Genomic DNA, 25,138 nt, shown 5'->3' on the forward strand with positions numbered 1-25,138 from the left:
GGGGTCGCGCGTGACCGTCGATCGTGAGCGCGTCGCCGAGCTGACGCGCGAGCTGCTGCTCGCCATCGGCGAGGACCCCGACCGGCCCGGCCTGCGCCAGACGCCGGATCGGGTGGCCGACATGCTCGCGGAGTTCTTCTCCGGGGTGGGGGAGGACCCCGCCGCGCCGCTGGCGCACCCGATCAGCGTGGCCCAGGGCCCCGCGCCCGAGACGCTGCCGACCGGCGCCGTGATCGTGCGCGACATCCGGTTCCGCTCGATCTGCGAGCACCACCTGTTGCCCTCGACCGGGCGCGCGCACGTCGCCTACCTGCCGGGGGAGCGCGTCGTCGGGCTCGGGGCGCTGCCGCGCGTCGTGGAGATCCTCGCGAACCGGCCGCAGGTGCAGGAGCGACTGGGCGAGCAGATCGCCGACACCCTGTTCCACTCGCTCGACGCGCGCGGCGTGGTCGTGGTGCTCGATGCCGTCCACCAGTGCGTGACGATGCGCGGCGGCCGCCAGCCCGACAGCTCGACCGTCACGGTCGCGGCCCGCGGCGAGCTGGCCGATCCGGCCGCCCGTGCCGAGATCATCGCCCTCATCGGGGGAGCGTCGTGATCGAGATCTGGGGCATCGTCAACGTCACGCCCGACTCGTTCAGCGACGGCGGGGCGCACTTCGGCACGGAGGAGGCGATCGCGCACGGACGGCTGCTCGCCGCGCAGGGCGCGACGGTGCTCGACGTCGGCGGGGAGTCCACCCGGCCGGGCTCGGAGCCCGTGGGGGCGGCCGAGGAGATCCGCCGCATCGCCGGCGTGATCGAGGCGCTCGCCGCCGACGGAGCGGTGGTGAGCGTGGACACGTATCGCGCCGAGACGGCCGCCGCCGCGATCGCGGCCGGCGCGCGGATCGTCAACGACGTGGCCGGCGGGCTGGCCGACCCCGACATCCTGCACGTGGTCGCGGGGTCCGACGCCGAGTACGCGATCGGCCACTGGCGCGGACCGTCGGCCGACATGTACGCCAAGGCGCAGTACGCGCACGTGGCCCGGGAGGTCGCCGCCGAGCTGGCGGAGCGTGCCGACGCCGCGCGGGCGGCCGGGATCCCGGCGGAGCGGATCATCCTCGACCCCGGTGTGGGCTTCGCGAAGGCCGGAGCCCAGAACTGGGAGCTGCTGCGCGACCTCGCCGACGTCTCGGCGCTCGGGTACCGGGTGCTCGTGGGCACGTCGCGCAAGCGGTTCCTCGACGACGCGCTCGGCGAGGGGGCCGAGCGGGACCGCAAGGATCTCGCCACGGCGGTCACGAGCGTGCTCGCCGCGCAGGCGGGCGCGTACGGCGTGCGGGTGCACGACGTGGCGGCGACCCGTGACGCGCTCGCCGTCTGGGACGCCTGGGAGGGACGCGCGTGAATCCGCTGGATCACATCGAGCTCACCGGTCTGCGCTGCTTCGGGCGCCACGGCGTGTTCGACTTCGAGCGCGAGAACGGTCAGGACTTCGTCGTCGACCTGCGCCTGAGCGTGCAGACGTCCCGCGCGGCCGAGACCGACGACATCGCCGACACCGTGCACTACGGCGAGCTGGCCGAGAAGGTCGTGGCGATCGTGGGCGGCGAGCCCGTCAACCTCATCGAGACGCTCGCGCACCGGATCGCCACCGCCGTGCTCGAGGATGAGCGGGTGATCTTCGTCGCGGTCACCGTGCACAAGCCGCAGGCGCCGATCCCCGCCCAGTTCGCCGACGTGTCGGTGACCGTGCACGACGGCGTTCCCGAGCGCCTCCCGGGCCGCGAGGGGCTGCCCCGATGAGCCGGCGCCTCACCGAGCCGCTGCCCGAGCGCGCCCCGCGCGAGCCGGGCCGCGAGGTCGAGGCCGTCGTGGCGCTCGGCTCGAACCTCGGCGACCGCGCCCGGCTCATGGCCGAGGCGATGCGCGACCTGCGGCACCTGCCGCTCACCGATCTCGTCGCCGCCTCGGACCCGATCGAGTCGGTGGCGCTCACCCTCGACGGTCCCAGCGAGGAGCGCCCGGCGTACCTGAACGCGGTCGCGATCGTGCGCACGCGCCTGGCGCCCGACATGCTGCTGGCGATGCTGCACGTGATCGAGTCGCGCCACGGCCGCGTGCGCGGCGAGGTGTGGGCCGATCGCACCCTCGATCTCGACCTCATCTCGTACGGCGACGTGATCAGCGACGACGAGCGCCTGCGCCTGCCGCACCCGCGCGCCGCCGAGCGCGACTTCGTGCTGGAGCCATGGCTCTCGATCGATCCCGACGCGGTGCTCCCCGGTTACGGTCCCGTCGCGCTCCTGGCCGCGCGGCTGCGCGGCACGGCCGGGGCCTCGGCACCCGACGGCGAGCGCTCGGAGGAGCCGTGATGAAGCGCACGAGTCCGCTGGCGCTCGTCGTGGCCGCCCTGCTGGGCGGCGTGGTGGCGTTCGCCGCCGATCATCTGCTCACGCGCAGCGGCGGGGCCACCTTCACGCCCGCCGTGACCCTGCCGATCCTGCTCGTGCTGCTCGGCGCGGCGTGCCTCGCGCTGGCGTGGCCGATCCGGCGCGCCGTGAGCGACCCGAACGCGCCGCGCGTGGATCCGTTCCGCTCGTTGCGCGTGGCCGTGCTGTCGAAGGCATCGAGCATCGTCGGGGCCGCGCTCGGCGGGGCCGGGCTCGGGCTGCTCGCATATCTCGCCACACGGCCCGTCACCCCCGGGATAGGCTCGATGGGCACGATCATCGCGACCGCGGCGGCTGGCGCCGTCCTCATGGTCGCGGCGCTCGTCGCGGAACACTGGTGCACGCTTCCGAAGGATCCCGATGACCGAGAGCCAGACGACCCCGGAGCCGGCGCGCCCGCCGCACACTGACGCTCCCACGCCCCCGCTGCCCCCGCTGCCGGCCGAGCAGGCCGCCGCCCTCGGCGGCCCGGCACCCGCAGCCCACACGGCGCCACACACGCCGGCGGTGCTCGACGAGGGAACCTTCACGCAGATCCGCGAGCCGCGGAACGAGGGGCGCCTGCCGCTCGACGGCGACTGGCACCAGATCTCGCCGAAGTACGTGATCTCGCAGACGGTCCAGAACGCGATCTTCGTCGCGATCGTCGTCGTCGCCATGCTGGTGGTCGGGCTGGTGCTCGAGCAGCACTGGGTGTGGTGGCCGGGTGGAGTGGTGCTGGCGATCACGATCGTGACCCAGATCGTCCTGCCGCGGCAGGCGCGAGCACTCGGCTACATGCTGCGCGAGGACGACATCGTCTTCCGCAAGGGCATCCTCTGGCAGCGCGTGGTCGCCGTGCCCTACGGGCGCATGCAGCTCGTCGACATCACGCACGGCCCCATGGACCGCGCCTTCGGCATCGCCAAGCTCAAGATGGTCACCGCCGCGGCGACCACCGGCGTCGAGATCCCCGGCCTCTCGCAGCCAGCCGCCGAGGCGCTGCGCGACACCCTGATCCAGGTCGCCGAGACCCGACGGACCGGCCTGTGACCGATCAGTTCACTCCGTCGCCGGCGCCCGAGGCGCCGCTGGCCGGCGGCGGCTCGTCGTCGCTGGCCGACGGTGACTGGCACCGTCTGCACCCGCTCACGCCGCTGTTCAAGGGCGGGATCGCGCTGATCATCGTGGTCGGCATCATCCTGGGCAACCTGCGCGACCGGGTGATCTTCTGGTTCATCAGCGTCTTCGCCCCGCACGACCTCGAGGACGACGCCGTCGACTACGACGGCGGCGACCCGATCGGCTGGTTCCTCGACTGGACCGTCGTCAACAACATGATCCTCGTCGTGGCGCTGGGCGTGCTCGCCCTCGTCGCGATCGTGTGCGCGGGGTTCTGGGTGGCCTGGCGGGCGCATCAGTTCCGCATCACGGGCGAGCACGTCGAGGTGCGCAAGGGCATCATCTTCCGCACGCACCGCCGCGCGCCGCTGGACCGCGTGCAGGGCGTGAACCTCACCCGCCCGTTCCTGCCGCGCCTGATCGGCATGGCCAAGCTCGAGGTCGACGGCGCCGGCACCGACGCCAACGTGCCGCTGGAGTACCTGTCGACGCGGCGCGCCGAGGAGGTGCGCTCCGACATCCTGCGCCTGGCCTCGGGGGCGCGGGCGGCCAAGCAGGCGCGGCGCGACGGCGTCGAGGTCACGCCGGAGGGGCGGCGGCTGCAGGCCACCGTCTCGGCCGGCGTGCACGAGCTGATCGAGGGCGCCGACCTCGCCGACGTCGCGCCCGAGAGCGTCGTGAAGCTGCCGGTGGGCCGGGTGATTGGCTCGCAGCTGCTCGAGAGCGTGTTCTGGATCGCCCTGTTCGGCGGCATCTTCCTCGTGACGATGGTGGCCCTCGTCCCCGTCGCGCTTGCCAACGAGGACGGCGAGGGCTTCGCGATCCTCGGGATCACGAGCCTGTCGACGGGCATCCCGATGGCGTTCACGGTGATCGGCGTGGTGTGGTCGGGCCTGTCGAAGGCGCTGCGCTACTCGATCGCCCCCACGCCCGACGGCGTGCGCGTGACCTTCGGCCTGCTCACCACGGTGACCCAGACGATCCCGCCGGGGCGCATCCACGCCGTCGAGCTCGTGCAGCCGCTGCTGTGGCGCCCGTTCGGCTGGTGGCGCATCAGCATCAACCGCGTCTCGGGTCAGAGCGCCGCCGCGCAGGCCTCCTCGTCGCAGCAACAGTTCAACCAGGTGCTGCCGGTGGGCACGCGCGACGACGCGATCCGCGTGCTGCAGCTGATCCTGCCGTTCCTGCCGCCCGAGGACCTGCCCTTCGTCGTCGATCACGGCATGTTCGGCCCCGTCGAGGGCGCCGATGACCCCTACCGCGTCATGGCCCCGCGCGCCCGCTGGCGCCGGCTCGCCTCGTGGCGCCGCCACGGCGCGATGGTCACCGGCTACAGCCTGCTCCTGCGCCGCGGCACCGTGTGGCGCCGTCAGGCCGTGTTCCCCCTCGCGCGCCTCCAGGGCGTCTCGATGTCGCAGGGGCCGATCTCGCGCGCACAGCGGGTCGGCTCGCTGCAGGCGCACGCCGTGACCGGCGCGGTGTCGGGCGCGCTCGTGGGTCTCGACCGCGCCGACCTGACCGCGCTCTTCGGCGAGGTGCGCCGGGGCGCGGTGGCCGCGGCGGCGGCCGATCGCACGCACCGCTGGGGCGAGAACGGCGGCGTCCCCGCGTACGCTCCGGCTCCGGCATACGCCCCGGCCCCGGGAGCCTGGCCCGCCGGTGCCGCGGCCCCGGGTTACGCTCCGGCTTACGCGCCGCCCCAGGCCCCGGGGACGTGGCCCGCGGGTGCCGCGACGGCTCCGGCTTACGCCCCGCCCCCGGCCCCGGGGACGTGGCCCCCGGGTGCCGCGACGGCTCCCGGTGGCGCATGGCCCGTGCCGCAGCCGGGCGCGCCCGGGTGGGCGCCGGCCGGCTCGGGTGCTGCGGCGTCGCCGTCGCCGGCCGCTCCCGACGAGCCGGGGCGCTCCGCGTGAGGCGCGACGGCCGACTCGGCGTCGGTGTCGTCGGTTCCGGCAGGGTCGGCCCGGTCGTCGGGGCGGCGCTCGCCGGCGCGGGCCACGCCCTCACGGGGCGCACCGCCGGCTCCGACGAGGAGCGCGCCTCCGCGATCCTGCCCGAGGTGCCGGTGCTCGAGGCGCCGGAGGTGCTGCGCCGCAGCGAGCTCGTGATCCTCGCCGTGCCGCGCGCCGACCTGCCCGGGATCGTCCGCGGCCTGGCCGACGCCGGGCACTGGCAGATGGGCCAGCTCGTGCTGCACACCGACGCCGCGCACGGCATCGAGGTGCTGCGCCCGGCGGCGGAGAAGGGGGCGATCCCGCTCGCCGTCCACCCGGCGATGACGTTCACGGGCACGTCGATCGACCTGCGGCAGCTCGCGGCCACCTATGCGGCGGTGACCGCGCCGGCGCCCGTGCTGCCGATCGCGCAGGCGCTCGCGGTGGAGCTCGGCTGCGAGCCGATCGTCATCGACGAGGAGGACCGCGCCGCGTACGCGGAGGCGATCGCGACCGCCAGCGAGTTCTCGCGGCAGATCGTGCAGCAGGCCACGGGCATCCTGCGCGGCATCGGCGTCGAGAACCCCGGCGGGTTCCTGTCGTCGCTCGTGCGGTCCACGGTCGATCACGCGCTCGCCGAGGCCAGCCCGGCGATCCCGGATCTGCCGCCCGACCTGGACTGATCCCGCCCCGGCGTCTTGCGCCGGGCGCGTACGCCAAAGGTATGAGAAATGGCTGCCACGAGACATCGGAACCGCGATTTCTCATACTTTCCGAGTCGCCGGCCGCCGCGGCCACGGGCCCGGCGGGCCGCTGTATGCCCGCCGAGAGTCGCAAACTCACCTGATCACTAGACTGAAACCCGTCTTCCGCGGCCGCTCGGCCGCGATCCGCCTCCCGCACACGTCGAGGAACCCGCGCATGTCCGAAACCCCCGCCGAGAACGCCGCCGCCGAGCCCGAAGAGGACATCTTCGAGCAGAAGGCCGTGCGCCTGGCGAAGCGCGAGCGGCTCATCGCCGAGCGCGACACCCCCGCGGGCGGCGCGTACCCGGTGTCGGTGCCGGTGACGACCACGATCGGCGCCCTGCGCGCGCAGTACGGCGACCTCGAGGCCGGCGCCGAGACGGGCCAGACCGCGTCGGTGGCGGGCCGCGTGGTCTTCAGCCGCAACACCGGCAAGCTCTGCTTCGCGTCGCTGCAGGCCGGCGACGGCTCGCGCATCCAGGCGATGGTGTCGCTCGCGAACGTCGGCGACGACTCGCTCGCGCGCTGGAAGGAGCTCGTGGACCTCGGCGATCACGTCGCCGTCACGGGCGAGATCGTCTCGAGCCGTCGCGGCGAGCTGTCGATCATGGTCAGCGACTGGCAGATCGCGGCCAAGGCCGTGCTGCCCCTGCCGAACCTCTACAACGACCTCAACGAGGAGACGCGGGTCCGCCAGCGCTACCTCGATCTGATCGTGCGCGAGCAGGCCCGCACCACGGTGGTGGCGCGTGCCAAGGCGAACGCGAGCCTGCGGGCGACCTTCGCGGAGCACGACTTCCTCGAGGTCGAGACGCCCATGCTGCAGGTGCAGCCCGGCGGCGCCACCGCCCGCCCCTTCATCACGCACTCGAACGCGTTCGACACCGAGCTGTACATGCGCATCGCGCCGGAGCTGTACCTCAAGCGCGCGGTCGTGGGCGGCATCGATCGCGTCTTCGAGATCAACCGCAACTTCCGCAACGAGGGCGCCGACTCCACGCACAGCCCGGAGTTCGCGATGCTCGAGGCCTACCAGGCGTACACCGACTACAACGGCATCGCCGATCTCACCCAGGAGCTGATCCAGAAGGCCGCCGTCGCGGTCGCCGGGTCGACCACGGTGACCTGGGCCGACGGCACCGAGTACGACCTCGGCGGCGAGTGGGATCGCGTGTCGATGTACCCGTCGCTGTCGGAGGCGGCCGGCGTGGAGGTCACGCCGCAGACGTCGATGGACGAGCTGCTGGCCCTGGCCGAGCGCTCGGGCGTCGAGGTGCCGCCGCACGTGACCCACGGCAAGCTCGTCGAGGAGCTGTGGGAGCACTTCGTCAAGGCCCACCTGACGCGCCCCACGTTCGTGATGGATTTCCCCGTCGACACGAGCCCGCTCGTGCGCGAGCACCGGTCGATTCCCGGCGTCGTGGAGAAGTGGGACCTCTACGTGCGCGGCTTCGAGCTCGCCACGGGCTACTCCGAGCTGGTCGACCCGGTCATCCAGCGCGAGCGCTTCGTGGAGCAGGCGGCCCTGGCCGACCGCGGCGATGACGAGGCCATGCGCATCGACGAGGACTTCCTGCGCGCGCTCGAGCACGGCATGCCGCCGACGGGCGGCATGGGCATGGGCATCGATCGCCTGCTCATGGCGATCACCGGCCTCGGCATCCGCGAGACGATCCTCTTCCCGCTCGTCAAGTAACCGCATCGCGTATCGGCGGGTCGCCGCGTCACGCGACGGCCCGCTCGAAGGCCCACGCGGGCAGGTGCGCCGCGTCGAGGATCTCGCGCAGCAGCCCCGCCAGCCCGTGTTCGGGATCGCTGACGAGCGCACGCTCGACGTACCAGCCGGCGTGCGTCGAGTTTCCCAGCGCCCAGCTGATCCACCCCGCGCTGGCCAGCGCCCCGGCGCGGTAGCGGGCGGGCGCCCCCGCGGCGACGTATCGGGTCAGCTCGAGCGCGCGCCGCAGCCGTTCCGGGTCGGGCCGCGGCCCGTCGCCCGCGAGGCGCAAGGGCTCGTCCGGCACCGCGCGCTCGCCGCGCTGCCACCGCAACTGCCACTCCAGGGTGCGCTGCCCGCAGGCGAGATCGGCGCTCCACTGCGTGAGCGCGACGTCGCGGAGCAGGGGCGTGGCGAGCGTCACGGTCAGCACGGCCGCCTCGGCGGGGTGCAGGTCGGCCGGGTCCCACGAGAGCGCGTCCTCGAACACGCCGGTGAGGAAGTCCAGCGACGTGCGGCTCGAGGTGCCGCCCACCCCGCGCTCGCTGATGAGCGGCGCGAGCTCCTCGATCGCTTCGGCGACCCGGCGCCGGGCCGCCTTGCCGAGCTTCGGCAGCGCGGCGCCGGCGCGCTGGTCGGCGGAGACATCGTCCGCGGCATCGCCCCACGCGGCCGGCGCGATCTCGCCCAGGGGGCGCGGGCCGTCGTCGCCGTCGCAGGAGCCCCACCCGTCCGCCGCCACGAGGTGCGCGCCGTGCACGGCCAGGCCGCAGTCCCGCGCTCGCTCGCGCACGCGATCCACGAGCGCGCGATGGGTCGATCTCGCGGCGACGAAGGGGGTGTCGGCGTACACGACGATCGCGAGGGCGTCGGCGTCGCGCACGCGGCAGACCATGCCGATCGCCGTGGCGGCGTACTGGGCGAGGTCGGCGTCGTGGGGCAGGTCGAGGCGCAGCACGCCGATGCTGCGGGTGCCGTGGAAGGGGACGAGCACGAGGCTCTCGCGCGGGGTGCATCCGGCGAGGTGGGGCAGCAGCGACAGGAACCGGTCGGGCGAGGGGGCGGGGAGAACGGTGGTCATGCCCCGATGCTCCGCGCCGATCGCGCGGCCGGCGGGTTGTCCACAGCCGGATGCCGCCGGATCGCGCCGATCCGCGCCTGTGAGCGGCCGCTCGCTCCCAGGATCCGCGCCCGGGCGGGCGATTAGGATCGAGGCATGGACAGCTACTGGGCAGCCGTGGTGTGGTCGCTCCTGCCGACGATCGTGATCGCCGGGCTGTTCTGGTTCGTGCTGCGCAGCATCCTGCGCTTCGACCGGACCGAGCGTCGCGCCTACGCCAAGATCGAGGCCGAGGAGCGCGCCAAGCGTGGGCTCCCGCCGCTGACGAAGCCCACCGACTGATCTCCGGATCGACGAAGCCCCGCACACCCTCGGAGGGAGATGCGGGGCTTTCGCGCGCCGGGCGTCAGTCGATCGCGTTGGGGTGCTTCGCGAGCGGGGTGACCTTCATCGTCATGTACGGGAACAGCGGGAAGCCGCTGAGGATCTCGTGGAGCTCGTCGTTGGAGGCGACGTCGAAGACCGAGTAGTTCGCGTACTCGCCGACCACGCGCCAGATGTGGCGGAAGCGGCCGTCGCGCTGCAGGGCCTGCGAGAACTCCTTCTCCGCCGCCTTGAGGCGGTCGCGCTCGTCGGCGGGCATCGATTCGGGGAAGGCGACGTCCATTCGGACCAGATACAGCACGGGATCTCCTTGGGATTCGGGAACGGATGCCACGATACCGATCGGCTCACCCCGGCCGCGCTCGGCGGGTTCCCCGACGGCCGCCCGCTACGCTGAGGCGCGGAAGGACGGGTGCGTGTGGACGTTCTGAACGAGCTGTGGCGCGTTCTGGGGTCGTCGTGGTGGGCGATCCTCGTGTGGACGGTCGACATGGTCATCCGCATCGTCGCCGTGGTCATCGTGCCCCGCGATCGCAAGCCCACCTCCGCGATGGCCTGGCTCCTCGCGATCTTCCTGCTGCCGACCGCGGGCCTGGCCCTGTTCCTGCTGATCGGCAGCCCCCGGCTGCCGCGCGCCCGCCGCCGCCGCCAGGCCCAGACGAACGAGTACATCCGCGAGACGAACGACCTGCTCGAGGGCGGCAGTCTCCGGCCCAACGAGCCGGAGTGGTTCACGCAGATCGTGCACATGAACCGCGAGCTCGGCGCGCTGCCGATCTCGGGCGACAACGGCGTGACGATCATCTCGGACTACCAGCGCAGCCTCGACGAGATGGCCGCGGCGATCCGATCCGCACGTCGTTACGTGCACGTCGAGTTCTACATCCTCAAGTCCGACCCCTCGACCGAGGTGTTCTTCCGGGCGCTCGAGGACGCCTGCCGCCGCGGCATCGAGGTGCGCGTGCTGCTGGATCACTGGGCGAACCTCGTCAAGCCGTTCCACCGCCGCACGCTGAAGCGGCTCGACCGGATGGGCGCCGACTGGCGATTCGCCCTGCCGATCCAGCCCCTCAAGGGCAAGTGGCAGCGGCCCGACCTGCGCAACCACCGCAAGCTCCTCGTCATCGACGGCGAGGTCGCGTTCCTCGGATCGCAGAACATCACCGATCCGAGCTACAACCTGCGCGCCAACATCCGCCGCGGCCTGAAATGGGTCGACGTGATGGTGCGGCTCGACGGCCCCGTGGTCTCGAGCGTGGACGCGGTGTTCCTCTCTGACTGGTTCAGCGAGACCGACACCGTGCCGGAGGGCATCGAGCTGGCCCGCAAGGACTCCGGCACCGGCGATCTGGACTGCCAGGTGGTGCCCTCCGGGCCGGGATTCGAGTCCGAGAACAACCTGCGCCTCTTCCTCGCGCTCATCTACGCCGCCCGCGATCAGGTGGTCATGGTCAGCCCGTACTTCGTGCCCAACGAGGCGATGATGCAGGCCGTCGAGGCCGCGTGCGATCGCGGCGTGCGGGTCGAGCTGTTCGTCTCGGAGGTGGGCGACCAAGCCGTCGTCTACCACGCGCAGCGCAGCTACTACGAGGCGCTGCTGCGCGCCGGCGTGCGCATCTGGCTCTACAGGGCGCCGTACATCCTGCACACCAAGAGCCTCTCGATCGACGAGGAGATCGCCGTGGTCGGATCGTCCAACATGGACGAGCGGTCGTTCGGTCTCAACCTCGAGGTCTCGCTCCTCGTGCGCGGCGAGGAGTTCGTGCGTCAGCTGCGCGAGGTCGAGGATCAGTACCGGCAGCACAGCCGCGAGCTGACGCTGTCGGAGTGGGCCGAGCAGCCGATCCGCTCGCGCATCCTCGACAACCTCGCCCGCCTCACCTCGGCCCTGCAGTAGGGCGGGACGGCTTCCCGAGTGCCGTCGTGTCGGCCCAGCGCCGCGCGGCGACGCGAACGCGCTCGGGAATCAGAGCGCGGCGGTCGGGTGGCCGCGCGGCACCGCGACGAGCAGGCCGCCGGGGTGCACGGCGCAGTCCATGCGCACGGCCTCGCCGAACGGATCGCCGTCCAGCTCGACCGGCTGCGGCGCGGGCGTGGCCGTCTCGATGCCGGCCACCTGAAGGAACCGGATCGAGGAGTCCTTGCGCCGCTCCACGATCCGCCGCCCCGCGCGGAACCGCCGCAGCACCGAGTTGTCCCACCAGACCTTGCGCCACACCCCGAACCAGCCGAACGGGCCGGTGGGCTGGATGATCGCGACATCGAGCGATCCGTCGGTGATCGACGCGTCGGGGATGAGGGCGATCCCGGCCGGCAGTGCGCCGCAGTTGGCGACGAGGATGCTGTGCACCTTCGCGGAGTGCAGGCGGGTCGTCGTGCGCGAGCCGCCCTGATCCGGCCGCGGGTCCACGTGGTAGACGATGCGGAACGGCTCGGCGCCGATGAGCGAGCGGGCCGCGCCGTCCACATACGCCACCCAGCCGACCGACTTCTTCAGGCCCGAGTTCGTGTTCGCGATCATCGCGGCGTCGAGGCCCATGCCCGCCATGACGACGAAGGCGTGCTCCTCGGTCTCGCCGTCGGCCCGCCGCAGCCGCGCGATGCCGACGTCGACCGGCACCCTGTCGCCCTCGAACGCCGCGGTCACCATGGCCTCGGGGCTCGCGAGGGGGAGCAGCAGGTTGCGGGCGAGCAGGTTCCCGGTGCCGCTCGGCACGATCGCCAGGGGGATCCCCGTGCCGTCGAGCGCCTCGGCCACGGCCCGCACCGTGCCGTCGCCGCCCGCCACGAGCACCGTCGTCGCGCCCTCGCTGAGCGCCCAGCGCGTCACGCCCTGACCCGGGTCCTCGACGGTGGTCTCCAGCAGCAGCGGGGGCGCCCAGCCGGCGTGCGCCGAGTGCGTGGTGACGCGGGCGCGCAGATCGGCGCCGTCGGTCTTGGACGGGTTGTAGACCAGCGCGGCACGCTTCGGGGCGGTGTCGGCGGAGGTCACGGGGCCATGCTAGGGCCGATCCTCTGGTTCCCCGCGCCACTCCTCGGCCAGCAGGCCGTAGTTCATGCCGTCCATCCAGACGCCCGAGCGGTGCAGCGCCGTCTTGCGGCTGTGCTCCTCGCGGCGCATGCCGAGGCGCTCCATGAGCTTCCACGACGGCACGTTGTCGGCGAAGCAGCCGGCGTGCACGCGGCGCAGGCCGAGCGGGCCGAAGCAGAGGTCGATCGCGGCGCGCACCGCCTCGGTTGCGTAGCCGTGGCCCTGGAAGGCGGGGTCGAGGGTCCACCCCAGTTCGGCCTCGGTGCCGCGCGCATCCTCGGCGACCTCCGCCTGCGCCCAGCCGTCGCCGACGGCGATCATGAGCTCGCCGATCACGCGCTCGTCGCCGTCCGCGCCGGGAAGGACGATGGTGACGAGCGTGGCGCGCTTGCCGCGCATGCGCTCGCGGTGACCCTCGAACGTGTCGGGGGCTCCGCCGATCCACATCTTCACCTCGGGCAGCTGCCGGAACGCCCACATCGCGTCGATGTCGGCGTCGGTGGCGCGCCGCAGCACCAGGCGCTCAGTGTGCACGGGCCAGTCGACGGCGTCCAGGGGATCGGCGGCGGCCGCGCGCTCGGTGACGGAGTGTTCCATGCGGTCACGGTATCGCGGGTGCACGAAGGCCTCCGCGTCAAGTCCCTCGCGCGCCGCGCCGGCCGGGAGCGAGGGTGGGATCACACAGCCGGATCACACACGGGAGGTGCGACATGAGCATGAACGACGACCGCCGCGATCGCGAGAACGACCAGGTCAGCGAGGATCCGGAGCTGCCCCTGGGCGAGGACCCGATCATCGGCGAGAACCCCGATCTGTCCCCGGGAGAGGATCCGGTCGGCGGCGAGCCGGCACCGGTCGACGACGAGGGTGACGCCGCCGAGGGCGACAGCGAGCCGCCGGAGGCCGAGGGCGAGTAGGCGGCGGCACGCGGCGCCCGCGCCCTAGACTTGAGCGCGTGATCGATCCGGCCCTTCTGCGTGAGAACCCCGACCTCGTCATCCGTTCGCAGGTGGCGCGCGGGAGTTCGCCCGACACCGTCGCCGTGGCGGTGGAGGCCGAGAAGGCGCGGCGCCAGGCGCTGACGGCGTTCGAGGAGCTGCGCGCCGAGCAGAACGCGTTCGGCAAGACCGTCGCGCAAGCGCCCAAGGAGGACAAGCCCGCGCTCGTGGCGCAGGCCAAGGAGCTCGCCGCCAAGGTCAAGGAGGCGCAGCAGGCCGCGAACGAGGCCGAGGAGGCCTTCACCCGGGCGATGGCGGCGATCGAGAACGTCGTCATCGACGGCGTGCCCGAGGGCGGCGAGGACGACTTCGTCACGCTGCGCGAGGTCGGCGAGATCCGCACCTTCGACCCCGCCGAGTTCCCCGACGGTCCGCTCGACCACCTCGCGCTCGGCGAGAAGCTCGGCGCCATCGACATGGAGCGGGGCGCGAAGGTCTCGGGCGCGCGGTTCTACTTCCTCAAGGGCGTGGGCGCCCGGCTCGAGATCGCCCTCATGAACTACGCGCTGAACGTGGCGATCGAGCAGGGCTTCACGCCGATGATCACGCCCACGCTGGTGCGCCCCGACATCATGGCCGGCACCGGCTTCCTCGGCGCCCACTCGGACGAGATCTACCACCTCGAAGAGGACGACATGTACCTCGTGGGCACCAGCGAGGTCGCGCTCGCCGGGTACCACAAGGACGAGATCATCGACGTCTCGAACGGTCCGATCCGCTACGCCGGCTGGTCGACCTGCTACCGCCGCGAGGCCGGATCGCACGGCAAGGACACCCGCGGCATCATCCGCGTGCACCAGTTCAACAAGCTCGAGATGTTCTCGTACATCGCGCCCGAGGACGCCGAGGCCGAGCACGAGCGCCTGCTCGCCCTCGAGGAGCGCATGCTGCAGTCGCTCGGCCTGGCCTACCGCGTGATCGATGTGGCCGCCGGGGACCTCGGATCCAGCGCCGCCCGCAAGTTCGACACCGAGGCCTGGGTGCCCACGCAGGGCGCCTACCGCGAGCTCACCTCGACCTCGAACTGCACGACGTACCAGGCCCGTCGCCTGAACGTGCGCCACCGCGTGGAGGAGGGCGGCAAGACGCAGCACGTCGCCACGCTCAACGGCACGCTCGCCACGACCCGGTGGATCGTCGCGCTGCTCGAGACGCACCAGCAGCCCGACGGATCGGTGAAGGTCCCGGCCCCGCTCGTGCCGTACATGGGAGGCCTCGAGGTGCTCGAGCCGATCGCCTGAACCGACGATCCACAGGGCCGTCAAGCCCGGTTCGCCGCGTGCGGCGTGCCCCATAGACTGGGCCGCATGAGCTCTGCAACCCGTCGCCTTGTCGCACTCGACATCGATGGGACGGTCCTCCTGGAGGACGAGACCTTCAGCCCCGGCGTGGCAGAGGCGGTGCATCGCGCGGTCGCTCAGGGTCACCTGGTCACCCTCGCCACCGGCCGCAGCTGGGAGGCGACGTCTCACGTGCTGCACGAACTGGAGATCACGCCCGAGTACGTCGTGTGCTCGAACGGTGCCGCGATCCTCATCCGCGACGAGGACAGCGAGACCGGGTACGCGCGGCACTTCACCGAGCAGTTCGACGCGACCGAGGTGCTCGAGCTGCTCGAGACGCACCTGCCCGACGCCAACTACCTCGTCGAGCTGCCCGACGGCACGCGCCTCTACACGCACTTCGTCGAGGACTGGGGTCTGCACCGCGAGAACGCCCGCAAGGTCACGCTCGAGGAGATGAAGGGCCTCATGGTCTCGCGCGTGGTCGTCGTCTCGCCCGATCACACCGAGCAGGACTTCGTCGACATGGTCGATCAGATGGGCCTCAACCAGGTCTCGTACGCGGTCGGCTGGACCGCGTGGCTCGACATCGCGCCCAAGGGCGTCGACAAGGGCACCGCGCTCGAGCGGGTGCGCGAGCTCACCGGCTTCGCGCACGAGAACATCGTGGTGATCGGCGACGGACGCAACGACATCGGCATGTTCCGCTGGGCCGCCGAGCACGGCGGCCGCGCCTTCGCGATGGGCCAGGCGCCCGAGGACGTGACGCATGCCGCGACCGACATCACCGACGATGTGGAGGACGGCGGCGTCGCCACGGCCTTCCAGACCCTCGGGCTTCTGTGACGCGGAGTCCAGGGCCCGCACAGGCCGCGACGGCACAATAGCGGGAATCGCGCTCGACTAGACTCGGGTTCCTGGCGGCGACGCCGGGAGGGTTGTCCGAGCGGCCGATGGACCTGGTCTTGAAAACCAGTGGGCAGCAATGTCCCGTGGGTTCGAATCCCACACCCTCCGCGAAAGGATCCGATGAGCGAGCCGAAGCGCCACGCACGACGCACCGTCGCCCGTCACGGGCAGCTGCCCAAGGCGAACCCGGTGCGGCAGTTCTTCGCCCTCATCGGCATCGCCGTCGCGACAGTCCTCGTCGCCGGCATCGGCGTGGTCGGCTACGCGGTCGGCGACCTCTACTCCGCCTACGCGTCGGACACCACCGACATCAACGAGGGCGAGGAGGCGCCGGCCATCGGCGAGCTCGACAACCGCGGCTTCAACATCCTGCTCGCCGGCCTCGACGTGTGCGACTGGGATCACCACGAGATCATGGGCGCCCGATGCTCGAGCGACCCGGCCGACTACGGCGAGAACGGTCTCGAGCTCGACTCGGCGCGCAGCGACGTGAACATGCTCATCCACATCTCGCCGGAGCCCCGCCGGGTCACGGTCGTGAGCTTCCCTCGTGACCTGAAGGCGTACATCCCGCTCTGCGAGAACGAGGACGGCACCCAGGGCGGCGACGGCGTCGAGATGATCAACGCCGCCTACTCCTACGGCGGGCTCGGATGCCTCGTCGACACGATCGAGAACCTCACCGGCCAGACGATCGACCACGCGGCGAGCGTCACGTGGGGCGGTGTCATCGACATCACGGATGTGATCGGCGGCGTCGACGTGTGCGTGAGCGGCGGGATCGCCGATCCCAAGTCGGGCGCCTACTTCAACGACGGCATGAACACGGTCAGCGGCGACCGCGCTCTGGCGTTCCTGCGCACCCGCGAGGGCGTGGGAGACGGCAGCGACATCGCCCGCATCAGCAACCAGCAGGTGTTCATGAGCGCGCTCGTCAAGAAGCTCATGAGCGAGGAGGTGCTCACCAACTGGGGCACCCTCTACAACCTCGCCCGCGTGATCGTCGAGAACATCGAGAAGACGCCGGCCCTGGCCGATCCCGTGTACCTCGCGCAGCTCGCGCTCGCGGTCAAGGACGTGCCGATCGAGAACTTCGTCTTCACCCAGTACCCCGTCTTCGTCGATCCCGCCGACGAGAACCGCCGCATCCCCGACGAGGAGCAGGCTGAGGATCTCTTCGCGAAGATCAACGCCAACGTCGACCTCGCCGTCACGGCCGAGGGGCCGGGCTCGGTCGACGAGGGCGAGGCGGCGGGCGACGTCGAGACCCCGGACGCCGAGCAGCCCGCCGAGCCCACGCAGACCCCCACGCCCGAGGCGACCGAGGACCCGGGCCAGCTCGGCTCGAACGTCACCGGCCAGACGGCCGCCGACAACCGGTGCTCGGCCGGAAATCTCGGTTGATCGGATCAGGTACGATAGACCGACGCACCCGTTCGCGGGTGCATGGAGACGTCGCATAGTCAGGCCTAGTGCACCACCCTGCTAAGGTGGAGTCCCCTTTAAGGGGACCGAGGGTTCAAATCCCTCCGTCTCCGCTCTTGTCTGTGCCCCTCGACCCCTTGAAAACACTGGGATCGCGGGCCATAGGTTTCTCGCGGGAACACCGTTTGCGAAGGATCTGCGAACAAACGTTGAGAAATCGACCTGTGATGTCTCGGACATTGGTGACAGACGCGCGTCTCAGGACACTGGTGACAGACGCGCGCGTCAGGACACCGGTGACGGTGCCAGGCGTAGTCAGAACAGCTTGTCGACCCCGACCTTTCGGGCACCCTTGTCCAGCCGCTTCGAGACGGCGTCGAGATCCTCGTCGAAGAGATCTGAGTACACGTCGAGTGTCATCGCAGCGGACGTGTGCCCCAGCATCCGCTGGATCGTCTTGACGTTAGCGCCGGACTGCACGGCAAGCGACGCCGCCGTGTGGCGCAGGTCGTGAGTCGTCATGTTCGGCAGTTCCGCCGTCGCCAAGGCCGTCTTGAACCACGAGCGTGATCCATCGTCCGAGCGGGTGCGGCGAAGGTAGCCTCCATCGATCCCTGGGAGTGCAAGATCGTGACGCGACCTTCCCTGCAAGGCGATCGCGAGTTGATCGAGAAGGAACTTCGGCACGGGCACGGCGCGGCCTGTGTGAGATTTCGGGGTCCCGACGTGGATCTTCCCATGGACCTCGACTGCGTTCCGTCTGATCCGAAACCGTCCGCGCTCGAAGTCGATGTCCTCTACGCGCAGCGCCACGGCTTCGCCCCAGCGTATGCCCGTGTACGCAAGGACCAGCACAAGCAGCTTCCGATCGCCGGCTGCCCGAGCGAGTCGGAACACCTCCTCGTGCGTGAGATAGCCGTGCTTCCCGCGCGACTTTCTCGGCAACCCGATGCGTCCAACCCGCGCGGGATTCACCGCGATCCGGCCGTCGTAGACCGCGTCGTCGAGAATGCTCGCGAGTACGCCGAACGTGCGGATCGTCACGGTGGCTCCCGTTGACTGCGTGAGTTCGGCCACCCAAGCTCTGATGTCCGTATGGCGGATGTCGGCGACCTCCCACCCGCCCCATTTCGGCTGCACGCGAAGACGCCAGGCCGTCTCGACCGGCGCGAACGAAGACGGCTTCATGGAGTGCCGCTTCGCCTCGATCCAGATCGGGCCAAGCATGTCTACGGTCGCGCGAGCCGCTTGCGGATCAATGAAGCTGCCTTTGGCGCGCGATGTCTCTATCTCCGCGAGCCAGATCTCCGCGTCCCGCTTGCGGGTGAATCCTCGCTTTGCGCCCTGTTTGCCGTTCGGCTTTCGGTAGCGCGCCTCGTAACGCCGGCCCTTCGCTGCCTGGTACGCGTGAACGCTACCCACCGGCCGGTCGACCAGCGTTGTAGTTCATGCCTCTGAGCCGCCCGGCGGCGCGCGCGGCGATGATCCACGACGACGCTGTGCGGTGGGGCACGCCGAGTTCAGTTTGGATCAGCTTCGCCGGCGGCTGCCCCGCCAACGCCGCCGACCCGTACAGCAGCTCGATGACCTGCATCCGTGCTTCACCAGCGCCGCGCCGCACGACCTCGGCAGCGAGCGCCGGCGGCAGGAGCCGCCCCTGCGAGGTGGTCAGTTCCGACACGGACAGCCAGCGCGCGAGGGGGTCTGCCTCGTCGTCAAGCGTGAGGAAGATGCATCGCGGTGCCGCGGTCTGCACGATTGCCTGCATGCCGACCTTCGCGACGGTCGGGTAGTTCAACTCGACGTCGTCCCTGACGGCGGTGTTGGTGACGGACTTGATGACGTACCGGCCAGCATCCGCGACATACAGAGCCGTCATCGCCGTCGACACCCCCAGGGGGACGTCCGCGGTCGTGGCGATGAATGCGGGAGCGATGCGAAGTGCGGACCCGACGGGCTGCGTCGCATCCTGCGATGTCAAGGGGGAGCCTTCGAGCGTTGTCACGTCGACCTTCACCTCCTCAGTCTGTCTAACCGCACGGTGCTTTCGCATTCACCTCTTGCGAAGAGTAGCACATAGTGCTTCACTCATGTCTAACGACGGTGATCATGCGCAAGTGGAGGTGAACGATGGTCACGATCATGCAAGTGCGTTCGGACGATCCCGAGCACACGTTCCTCACGCCGCAGGAACTCGCCGACTTGCTCCCTGGCGTCCCGCTCAGTCGACTCGGGTCATGGCGGCGCACTGGCGACGGACCGAACTTCGTGAAGTTCGGTCGCACCGTCGTCTACAAGCTGTCCGACATCGAGGTGTGGATGGCGGCGCAGACGCACCGGAGCACCGGCGACACGCTTCCGAAAGCCCTCCGGCGATGATCACCGTGTATATGTCGGGAGTTGCCTGCATGCAGTGCCGACTGACGAAGCAGGTGATGGATGCCGAGGGCATCGCCCATACGGACATCGACCTAGGTGTGATGTCCAGGTAGGTTGTTTTCGATCCTGCTGATAGGCGGGCCTCCGATCGCGGAGTGGTGCCTGTGATGATTGTAGAAGTGCAACCAACCCGGAAGCGCCGCGCGGCGCTCGGCTTCTGATCCGTAGAACCGGGCATATGCCCAACCATCGGCGAGGGTGCGGTGGAACCGCTCGATCTTCCCATTCGTCTGCGGCCGGTAGGGGCGGGTCTTCTTCGCCGTGATTCCGAGCTGGGTGCAGGTATCGCGCCAGGCATATGACTTGTAGGCGGAGCCGTTGTCCGAGAGGACACGCTTGACGCGGACGCCACGGTCGGCGAACCAGGCGACGGCGCGGCGCAGGACACCGATCGCGGTGTCCGCTTTCTCGTCCGAGCAGATCTCGGCGTAGGCGACGCGGGAGTGGTCGTCGATGACGGTGTGAACGAACGCGGTGCCCAGGCGCGGCTCATAGCGGTGGTTCCGGCTCTGCAGACGGGTAGCGGTGGCCTCGCGGTTGCGCTCGCCCTGGACTCGGCCGACGTAACGGTGCCCGCCGCCATCGGGGATGTTGCCGAACTTGGTGACGTCGACGTGGAGCAGCGAGCCGGGATGATCATGCTCGTACCGGCGGATCGGCTCACCGCTGACCCGGTCGATATGGCTGAGTCTGTTGATCCGGCATCGCACCAGGACTGCGTGGACGGTCGAGGCGGGCAGACCGAGCTCGCCAGCGATCTGGACCGGGCCGAGACGGCGTCGCCACCTCGCTTTCACGATCTTCTTGACCACGGGCAGCGGTGTCCTCGCCGGCATCGACCGTGGGCGGCTCGATCGGTCCGTCATCCCGGTCGGCCCCTCGGCTCGGAACCGGGCAGCCCACTTCCTGGCTGTGACGGGCGAGACCATGAACATCTTCGCCGCCAGGGACGGCGGCCAGCCGTCCTCGACGATCAGGCGCGCCAGCCGAAGACGAGCGCGTGGTGTCAGGGCAGCGTTAGCGTGGGACATGAGGGCCTCCTGGTTCGTGAAGCGGTTGAACTCAACAGCTCCACTTCATAACCGGAGGCCCTCGCCCATCAGCTCCTCACAGCCGTGTCGCCGAAACAACGTCCCTGGACATCACACCTAGGGCGTGTTGATCAAGAGGTTCCGCTCCTCGGTGGGTGAGTCTTGAACGGTGACGCGACAGGAGATCTCTGACGAGGTGTGGGCCGTGATGGAGCCGTTGATGCCGACGGTGACCGGTCGGTCGCGGCCGTGGACGGATCACCGGCTCGCTATCGAGGGGATGGCGTGGAAGTACCGGACCGGTGCGCCGTGGCGTGACGTTCCGGAACGGTTCGGGAAGTGGAACTCGATCTACAAGCGGTTCAACCGGTGGGCCGGGGACGGCACCTGGCAGAAGCTGCTCACCGAGGTGCAGAAGCAGGCCGACGCCGCTGGGGAAATCGACTGGGTCGTCTCGATCGACTCCACGATCGCGCGCGTGCATCAGCACGGCGCGACCCTCGCCCGGGACACAGGGGGCTGTGCCGAATCACAAGAATCCGTGGTCCGAGCCGCCTGATCACGGGATCGGACGCTCCCGCGGCGGGCTGACGACCAAACTGCACCTGGTCTGCGACGGGCGCGGCCGGCCGCTGAGCATGATGATCACCGCCGGGAACATCAACGACACCACGATGATGAGCGCGGTGCTGGAGAACATCCGCGTTCCCCGCGACGGGAAGGGCCGCCCCCGCACCCGCCCCGACCGGGTGCTCGCCGACAAGGGGTACCCCTCAAGGGCGAACCGCGCCTGGCTCCGCGACCGGAGGATCGCGGCGACCATCCCCGAGCGGGACGACCAGATCGCGCACCGCCGCAAGAAGCCGGGCCGGCCGATCGCTTTCGGCGACAAGCAGAAGGAACGCTACAAGGGACGCAACGTCGTAGAACGCTGCTTCAACCGTCTCAAGCAGTGGCGCGGCATCGCGATGCGCTCGGACAAACTCGCCCGCAACTACCGAGCCGCCGTCAGCCTCGCCGCGGCGCTGATCTGGATCAAGACCGATCTCCGCTGAGCGCTTCGCGCTCCTGCAGCGTGCGCTCAAGCTGTCCCACCGTCGGCGCACCCGCAAAGCCGCGCTCGGTCAGATAGACCCTGCACGCCAAGTCGGCAGTGTTCCCCTGGGACGGGAACAAGTCCTGACCGTCCAGAAGAATCGTGGGCGAGCCCGCGAAACCAGAGCTCACCGCCTCAGCCTCGGTGCGGATCAACACGAACTCCACCGGAACATCGCCCCGTCCGATCGAGTCGAGCACCAGCCGTACTCGATCGCCCGCCTCCTGCCAATTCGGGCAATCCTCGATATGCAGCACCTGGATCTTCACACGCCCATTCTCCCGCGCAACTCACGGCGGCTGGCCACCCCGCACCTTCTTGATCAACACGCCCTAGCCGAACCGGGCAACGTGGCGGCGCGTGAGTACGTCACCGACGACCTGGGGTACTCGCAGGCGCCGGTGGTGGTTGTCGACGATCACGACCATTGGTCAGGCTTCCAGCCGGCGAAGATCAGGGAGTTGGCCGCGCGGATCGGAGCGACCGATGAGTGACGAAGCCGACGACCGCATTTCCCGCGAAACGGAGGACGTGCGCTTGCAGATCGCGCACGCCCAGGCGCAGTTGTACGACCGGGCGAAGCGCAAGCGGGATGCGAGACGCCAGTACGCGCGGGACTACTACGCGCGGCACCGCGACGAGCAGCGCGAGTACCAGCGGCAGGCTCGGGCGAAGCAGCGCGCGCAGGATCCCGATGCCTACCGAGAGCGCGTCAGGGCACGCAACAAGCGCTGGCGTGACAAGCATCGCGAGCAGGCGAATGCCCACCAGCGCGAGAAGTACCACGCCGATCCGGAGAAGCGCCGCCGGCGCCGCCGCGAGGCGTACGCCCGCAACCCCGAGGAGCAACGCGCCAGACGGCGCGCCTACTACGCCGCAAATAAGGAGAAGTCCCTCGCTGCGCAGCAGCGCTGGCGCGATCGGGAGAAGCGTCGCGTCGAGGCAGGGCTCCCCGTGCGGCGACTGCACCGGGTTTCCCTCGAAGAGCGTTTTGCGAACCGCGCGGCTGCTGATGGGTTCTTCGACCGGGAGTGGACGAAAACTGAGCTTGCCCTCGCGCTGCGGGAGATTGCCACACCGCCCGAACTCTTCGCCGCGTGGAAGCGAGAATCCCTTCGAGTTCGTGCCGCGCACCACCTCGCCGTTCAGAAGGAGGAGCTTGAGCGTCTCCGCAAGGCACTCGGTCGCGGGCGCCTAGGCCCGGAACCGAGTTCGCTCCTGACGCCCGAGCAGATCGAGGACGCGCGGATGGATGCGATCGCCCGGCAGGTCAACGACCGGCTCCGTCACCGTGAGCCGCCACGACGCCGACACCATCTCGACCCCGCTGCTCCACACCCGCAGGCGCTCAACAACGACCAGATGGGAATGAACCGATGACCACCCTTCACGACACCCATCCCAGCTTCATCGATCGATCGCAGACCGAGACTGTGCTCTACAGGGTCGCCGTCAGCGCGCTCACCTGGCGGGCAGATGCCGAACCGGGATACAGCATCGAGGAAGAGCAGCGCTGGTGCCTGGCCCCGCTGCAGGGCATCGACCCAGGGCTGCCGATCCGAGTGCTCGTCGTCGACACAATCCTCGACCCGTCGCGCCACCGTACCGAACTCGTCCAGGCGCTCGTCGCGCTCAGCGATGGATGACGTCGTGAACACGATCGCGAGCGACTTCCCGGTGGCTGATCGTAGCTCCCTCCACGGTGCTCCGTTCCGGGCTTTCGCGGCATATCCTCACCCCTCCGCTGGCGCTCCGGGCCTCCGGTATTCCACGACCCGGCACTGCACACCCCTCCGGTCGCACTCCGTGCCACTTACCGGGAAGACGCCGCAGACAGGTCAGGTGGAAGCTCCACGCGCGAGCGAGAACTCCCTCGGCGCGAGGCTGGCATCGTGGGTATCGAAGTCGTAGCGACCGCAGCGATCGTCGCCGTGGTCGTGAGCGGTGCTCTCGCGGTCGTAGCCATCGCAGGGCTTGTAGGAGCCGTGTGGGTAGGAAACGAGAGGCGGATGCTCCGCCTCGGAGCACTCGTCGTCGCGCTGGCATCCGTTGCCTTCGCTGCCGCGCTGGTGCTGACTGCTTCGGGAGTGCCCGAGTGCCCGGCGTGCGTGGTCCTGCCGCAAGACGTGCTCGGATGAGTCGCGCGGGGTGCAGCCGCTCAGCCCGGTCCGATGTCAGGGCTCGGTACTGAGGGGGTGGTCGTGGGCGCGGCGATGTCGACAAGTGCGCCCTCAGTCGGGACTGCCCGTCGCAGCGCGTCGATCCGAGCGTGAATTGTCGTCTCCGCTCTCGAGCGCGCCAGAGACTCCGCCGGCAGTGGCAGGCGAGGGAGTACCTCACTCAGCGCGAGCTCGTGCAGTTCCACAAGGACTTCAGCCAGTGGACCGTGCGCACGACCGGCGTTCAGCGCGAACTCCGTGCTTGCGCGGAGTTCCGACAGCCACCGCCTTCCCTCCGGTCCCGACATCGGCGTCACCTGCTCACGTATGAGCGCCCGGCTGGCTCCCGCGAAGCCGTCCGAGCGGTGAGCATCGAAGACCCAATCGCCCGCGCGACCGACCACAGTAAGTCGATCGACGGATGCCTCGTCGTCGAACTGGCTCACCAGCGCCCGCGTCGCCTCGAACCCCGCGTCGTGCGTTCGGAGGTCAGGCAACGGAGCGCTCCGTGCGTTGAGAGCTGCAAGCAGGTGCCTCGATGCCTCGGACAGGAGGCTGACAGCGCGGGGCTGGGCGACGACGGCAACGTGCGTCTCGAACCCTTCACGTCGGAACAGATCCGCGGTGGCGACCGCTACTTGAGCGGACGAGAAGGAGCCCACGACCAGGAGCGGCCGTCGATTCGTGCGCGCATACGCGAGGCAGTCACGCAGCCATACTGAGGCTGCTTCGGCGAAGATGCGCAGCGCTTCCGGCGACCGGGACCGCGACAACTCCACGTAGCGAGGGTGGAACGCACGCAAGCCGTCTCTGTCGACCACTGCTGCACCAGGATTCTCGGCGAGCAGCCCGCGCGCCGCTCGTCCGCCACCAGCCCCGGGTTGACCGACTACGAGCGTCAGCGTGGGTGTTGTGCGTCGGTCCGTGGGGGGGAACAGGACAGGGACGATCTTCGCATCGAAGACCGACCGGGCCTCTGCAGCTTCCAGCTCGAGGTCCGTCACGGCAGTGGTCCTGAGAGCTCAGCGATGCGGCTTGTCATTCGCGCGAGCAGCGTTTCGAGCGCCGAACGGTTGAAGGCGTCGACTTCGACCAGCTCCCGTCGGATCGCGGATGCCTCGGCGAGGGCGTGCTCATGCAACATCGCGCCGTCATCAGCGAGACCCAACAGGGCCGCGATTGCGCCGTTCGCTGCCTCGCACGCCGCGTCGTAGGCGGCTAGGTCGTTCGCTCTCCATGCCGATCGAGGCTCCATCAGTCCTCCAAGTCGAGTCTACGAGCAAGCGTCGAGCGGGCCGGCGCGACCGCTACCGACCGATGGTCGATCGGCTTCGGGATCGGCCCTGATCTCCTGGCGCCTGAGGCAGTGTTTTCTCGATCAGCGTGGCGGC

Annotated in this window: 31 protein-coding genes and 2 tRNA genes; 23 read left to right on the forward strand and 10 right to left on the reverse strand. The window is 70.1% G+C overall.

The window, feature by feature from the left end; genetic code table 11:
* Nucleotides 1-10 precede the first annotated feature (10 nt).
* From folE to lysS, 9 genes are all read left to right on the forward strand, one after another.
* Nucleotides 11-598, forward strand: coding sequence for a GTP cyclohydrolase I (gene folE, locus E3O41_RS01900; RefSeq protein ID WP_067028525.1), 588 nt, complete (start codon nucleotides 11-13; stop codon nucleotides 596-598).
* Complete coding sequence (folP, locus tag E3O41_RS01905) at nucleotides 595-1,392, forward strand: dihydropteroate synthase (RefSeq protein ID WP_067028527.1); 798 nt, start codon at nucleotides 595-597, stop codon at nucleotides 1,390-1,392. Before folE ends, folP begins: the two co-directional genes overlap by 4 nt.
* Nucleotides 1,389-1,790 carry a dihydroneopterin aldolase gene (folB, locus tag E3O41_RS01910; RefSeq protein ID WP_067028530.1) on the forward strand — a complete coding sequence of 134 codons (402 nt, stop codon included), beginning with the start codon at nucleotides 1,389-1,391 and terminating at the stop codon, nucleotides 1,788-1,790. Before folP ends, folB begins: the two co-directional genes overlap by 4 nt.
* The gene (gene folK, locus E3O41_RS01915; RefSeq protein ID WP_067028531.1) at nucleotides 1,787-2,359 is read left to right on the forward strand and encodes a 2-amino-4-hydroxy-6-hydroxymethyldihydropteridine diphosphokinase; all 573 of its coding nucleotides are present in this window, start codon (nucleotides 1,787-1,789) and stop codon (nucleotides 2,357-2,359) included. Before folB ends, folK begins: the two co-directional genes overlap by 4 nt.
* Nucleotides 2,359-2,847 carry a DUF3180 family protein gene (locus E3O41_RS01920; RefSeq protein ID WP_067028533.1) on the forward strand — a complete coding sequence of 163 codons (489 nt, stop codon included), beginning with the start codon at nucleotides 2,359-2,361 and terminating at the stop codon, nucleotides 2,845-2,847. The genes folK and E3O41_RS01920 overlap by 1 nt, the downstream gene beginning before the upstream one ends.
* A 25-nt stretch (nucleotides 2,848-2,872) precedes the next feature.
* Nucleotides 2,873-3,469: a PH domain-containing protein gene (locus tag E3O41_RS01925; protein ID WP_476738873.1), complete on the forward strand. Its 597-nt coding sequence runs from the start codon at nucleotides 2,873-2,875 to the stop codon at nucleotides 3,467-3,469.
* Nucleotides 3,466-5,451: a PH domain-containing protein gene (locus tag E3O41_RS01930; RefSeq protein ID WP_135011919.1), complete on the forward strand. Its 1,986-nt coding sequence runs from the start codon at nucleotides 3,466-3,468 to the stop codon at nucleotides 5,449-5,451. Before E3O41_RS01925 ends, E3O41_RS01930 begins: the two co-directional genes overlap by 4 nt.
* Entirely contained in the window at nucleotides 5,448-6,155 is a 708-nt protein-coding gene (locus E3O41_RS01935; RefSeq protein WP_067028559.1) for a DUF2520 domain-containing protein, read from the forward strand. The genes E3O41_RS01930 and E3O41_RS01935 overlap by 4 nt, the downstream gene beginning before the upstream one ends.
* Nucleotides 6,156-6,393: 238 nt before the next feature.
* A complete protein-coding gene (gene lysS / locus E3O41_RS01940) occupies nucleotides 6,394-7,914 on the forward strand; it encodes a lysine--tRNA ligase (protein WP_067028537.1) in 1,521 nt (506 codons plus the stop codon).
* 28 nt (nucleotides 7,915-7,942) lie between these two features.
* Here lysS and E3O41_RS01945 read toward each other — a convergent pair whose 3' ends face one another.
* Nucleotides 7,943-9,013: a DUF4192 family protein gene (locus tag E3O41_RS01945; protein WP_067028539.1), complete on the reverse strand. Its 1,071-nt coding sequence runs from the start codon at nucleotides 9,011-9,013 to the stop codon at nucleotides 7,943-7,945.
* A gap of 135 nt (nucleotides 9,014-9,148) precedes the next feature.
* On the opposite strand from E3O41_RS01945, the gene E3O41_RS01950 reads away from it, so the two are divergent.
* Nucleotides 9,149-9,334 carry a hypothetical protein gene (locus E3O41_RS01950; protein WP_067028541.1) on the forward strand — a complete coding sequence of 62 codons (186 nt, stop codon included), beginning with the start codon at nucleotides 9,149-9,151 and terminating at the stop codon, nucleotides 9,332-9,334.
* Between the two features lie 64 nt (nucleotides 9,335-9,398).
* Here the strand turns inward: E3O41_RS01950 and catC are convergent, their stop codons facing one another.
* Complete coding sequence (catC, locus tag E3O41_RS01955; protein WP_067028543.1) at nucleotides 9,399-9,677, reverse strand: muconolactone Delta-isomerase; 279 nt, start codon at nucleotides 9,675-9,677, stop codon at nucleotides 9,399-9,401.
* A 189-nt stretch (nucleotides 9,678-9,866) separates the two neighbouring features.
* On the opposite strand from catC, the gene cls reads away from it, so the two are divergent.
* On the forward strand, nucleotides 9,867-11,273 hold the full coding sequence (gene cls / locus E3O41_RS01960) for a cardiolipin synthase (RefSeq protein WP_067028561.1): 1,407 nt from the start codon (nucleotides 9,867-9,869) through the stop codon (nucleotides 11,271-11,273).
* Between the two features lie 69 nt (nucleotides 11,274-11,342).
* On the opposite strand, the gene E3O41_RS01965 is transcribed toward cls, so the two are convergent.
* A complete protein-coding gene (locus tag E3O41_RS01965; protein ID WP_135011921.1) occupies nucleotides 11,343-12,368 on the reverse strand; it encodes a diacylglycerol/lipid kinase family protein in 1,026 nt (341 codons plus the stop codon).
* A 9-nt stretch (nucleotides 12,369-12,377) separates the two neighbouring features.
* The gene (locus E3O41_RS01970; RefSeq protein ID WP_083991088.1) at nucleotides 12,378-13,004 is read right to left on the reverse strand and encodes a GNAT family N-acetyltransferase; all 627 of its coding nucleotides are present in this window, start codon (nucleotides 13,002-13,004) and stop codon (nucleotides 12,378-12,380) included.
* Nucleotides 13,005-13,117: 113 nt separating this feature from the next.
* On the opposite strand from E3O41_RS01970, the gene E3O41_RS01975 reads away from it, so the two are divergent.
* The 6 genes from E3O41_RS01975 (at nucleotide 13,118) to E3O41_RS02000 (ending at nucleotide 17,135) form a co-directional block, all read left to right on the forward strand.
* Nucleotides 13,118-13,324 (forward strand): hypothetical protein, encoded by a 207-nt coding sequence (locus tag E3O41_RS01975; protein WP_067028547.1) that lies wholly within the window; start codon nucleotides 13,118-13,120, stop codon nucleotides 13,322-13,324.
* Between the two features lie 38 nt (nucleotides 13,325-13,362).
* Complete coding sequence (serS, locus tag E3O41_RS01980) at nucleotides 13,363-14,646, forward strand: serine--tRNA ligase (RefSeq protein ID WP_067028549.1); 1,284 nt, start codon at nucleotides 13,363-13,365, stop codon at nucleotides 14,644-14,646.
* Between the two features lie 66 nt (nucleotides 14,647-14,712).
* Nucleotides 14,713-15,534, forward strand: a complete 822-nt coding sequence (locus E3O41_RS01985; protein WP_067028551.1) for an HAD-IIB family hydrolase — start codon at nucleotides 14,713-14,715, stop codon at nucleotides 15,532-15,534.
* Between the two features lie 86 nt (nucleotides 15,535-15,620).
* A tRNA-Ser gene (locus E3O41_RS01990) sits at nucleotides 15,621-15,705 on the forward strand.
* 12 nt (nucleotides 15,706-15,717) lie between these two features.
* On the forward strand, nucleotides 15,718-17,001 hold the full coding sequence (locus E3O41_RS01995) for an LCP family protein (protein WP_067028553.1): 1,284 nt from the start codon (nucleotides 15,718-15,720) through the stop codon (nucleotides 16,999-17,001).
* A gap of 44 nt (nucleotides 17,002-17,045) precedes the next feature.
* A tRNA-Ser gene (locus E3O41_RS02000) sits at nucleotides 17,046-17,135 on the forward strand.
* A 202-nt stretch (nucleotides 17,136-17,337) separates the two neighbouring features.
* Here E3O41_RS02000 and E3O41_RS02005 read toward each other — a convergent pair.
* A complete protein-coding gene (locus E3O41_RS02005; RefSeq protein ID WP_067028555.1) occupies nucleotides 17,338-18,444 on the reverse strand; it encodes a tyrosine-type recombinase/integrase in 1,107 nt (368 codons plus the stop codon).
* Nucleotides 18,437-19,039: a hypothetical protein gene (locus tag E3O41_RS02010; protein ID WP_240482499.1), complete on the reverse strand. Its 603-nt coding sequence runs from the start codon at nucleotides 19,037-19,039 to the stop codon at nucleotides 18,437-18,439. The genes E3O41_RS02005 and E3O41_RS02010 overlap by 8 nt, the downstream gene beginning before the upstream one ends.
* A gap of 113 nt (nucleotides 19,040-19,152) precedes the next feature.
* Here E3O41_RS02010 and E3O41_RS02015 point away from each other — a divergent pair, with 113 nt between their 5' ends.
* Nucleotides 19,153-19,401 carry a helix-turn-helix transcriptional regulator gene (locus E3O41_RS02015; protein WP_083991089.1) on the forward strand — a complete coding sequence of 83 codons (249 nt, stop codon included), beginning with the start codon at nucleotides 19,153-19,155 and terminating at the stop codon, nucleotides 19,399-19,401.
* A gap of 92 nt (nucleotides 19,402-19,493) precedes the next feature.
* Here the strand turns inward: E3O41_RS02015 and E3O41_RS02020 are convergent, their stop codons facing one another.
* Complete coding sequence (locus E3O41_RS02020; protein ID WP_135011763.1) at nucleotides 19,494-20,492, reverse strand: IS481 family transposase; 999 nt, start codon at nucleotides 20,490-20,492, stop codon at nucleotides 19,494-19,496.
* A gap of 208 nt (nucleotides 20,493-20,700) precedes the next feature.
* On the opposite strand from E3O41_RS02020, the gene E3O41_RS02025 reads away from it, so the two are divergent.
* A protein-coding gene (locus E3O41_RS02025) for an IS5 family transposase (RefSeq protein WP_233449959.1) occupies nucleotides 20,701-21,547 on the forward strand; the annotation gives its coding sequence in 2 pieces (ribosomal slippage) (nucleotides 20,701-21,006 and nucleotides 21,008-21,547; 846 coding nt in all).
* Here E3O41_RS02025 and E3O41_RS02030 read toward each other — a convergent pair.
* Nucleotides 21,528-21,857, reverse strand: a complete 330-nt coding sequence (locus E3O41_RS02030; RefSeq protein WP_026095586.1) for a hypothetical protein — start codon at nucleotides 21,855-21,857, stop codon at nucleotides 21,528-21,530. The genes E3O41_RS02025 and E3O41_RS02030 overlap by 20 nt on opposite strands.
* On the opposite strand from E3O41_RS02030, the gene E3O41_RS14375 reads away from it, so the two are divergent.
* The 4 genes from E3O41_RS14375 (at nucleotide 21,837) to E3O41_RS02050 (ending at nucleotide 23,726) form a co-directional block, all read left to right on the forward strand.
* Nucleotides 21,837-22,082, forward strand: coding sequence for a glutaredoxin family protein (locus E3O41_RS14375; protein WP_135011923.1), 246 nt, complete (start codon nucleotides 21,837-21,839; stop codon nucleotides 22,080-22,082). The two genes, E3O41_RS02030 and E3O41_RS14375, sit on opposite strands and share 21 nt — an antisense overlap.
* Entirely contained in the window at nucleotides 22,075-22,968 is an 894-nt protein-coding gene (locus E3O41_RS02040; protein WP_067028828.1) for a hypothetical protein, read from the forward strand. Before E3O41_RS14375 ends, E3O41_RS02040 begins: the two co-directional genes overlap by 8 nt.
* Nucleotides 22,965-23,234 carry a hypothetical protein gene (locus E3O41_RS02045; RefSeq protein ID WP_135011925.1) on the forward strand — a complete coding sequence of 90 codons (270 nt, stop codon included), beginning with the start codon at nucleotides 22,965-22,967 and terminating at the stop codon, nucleotides 23,232-23,234. The genes E3O41_RS02040 and E3O41_RS02045 overlap by 4 nt, the downstream gene beginning before the upstream one ends.
* Nucleotides 23,235-23,480: 246 nt before the next feature.
* A complete protein-coding gene (locus E3O41_RS02050) occupies nucleotides 23,481-23,726 on the forward strand; it encodes a hypothetical protein (RefSeq protein WP_067028822.1) in 246 nt (81 codons plus the stop codon).
* Between the two features lie 20 nt (nucleotides 23,727-23,746).
* On the opposite strand, the gene E3O41_RS02055 is transcribed toward E3O41_RS02050, so the two are convergent.
* Nucleotides 23,747-24,751, reverse strand: a complete 1,005-nt coding sequence (locus E3O41_RS02055) for a zeta toxin family protein (RefSeq protein WP_135011927.1) — start codon at nucleotides 24,749-24,751, stop codon at nucleotides 23,747-23,749.
* Entirely contained in the window at nucleotides 24,748-25,002 is a 255-nt protein-coding gene (locus tag E3O41_RS02060) for a hypothetical protein (protein ID WP_067028817.1), read from the reverse strand. The genes E3O41_RS02055 and E3O41_RS02060 overlap by 4 nt, the downstream gene beginning before the upstream one ends.
* Nucleotides 25,003-25,138 lie beyond the last annotated feature (136 nt).

Source organism: Microbacterium sediminis, assembly GCF_004564075.1.
Classification (GTDB): Bacteria; Actinomycetota; Actinomycetes; order Actinomycetales; family Microbacteriaceae; genus Microbacterium; species Microbacterium sediminis.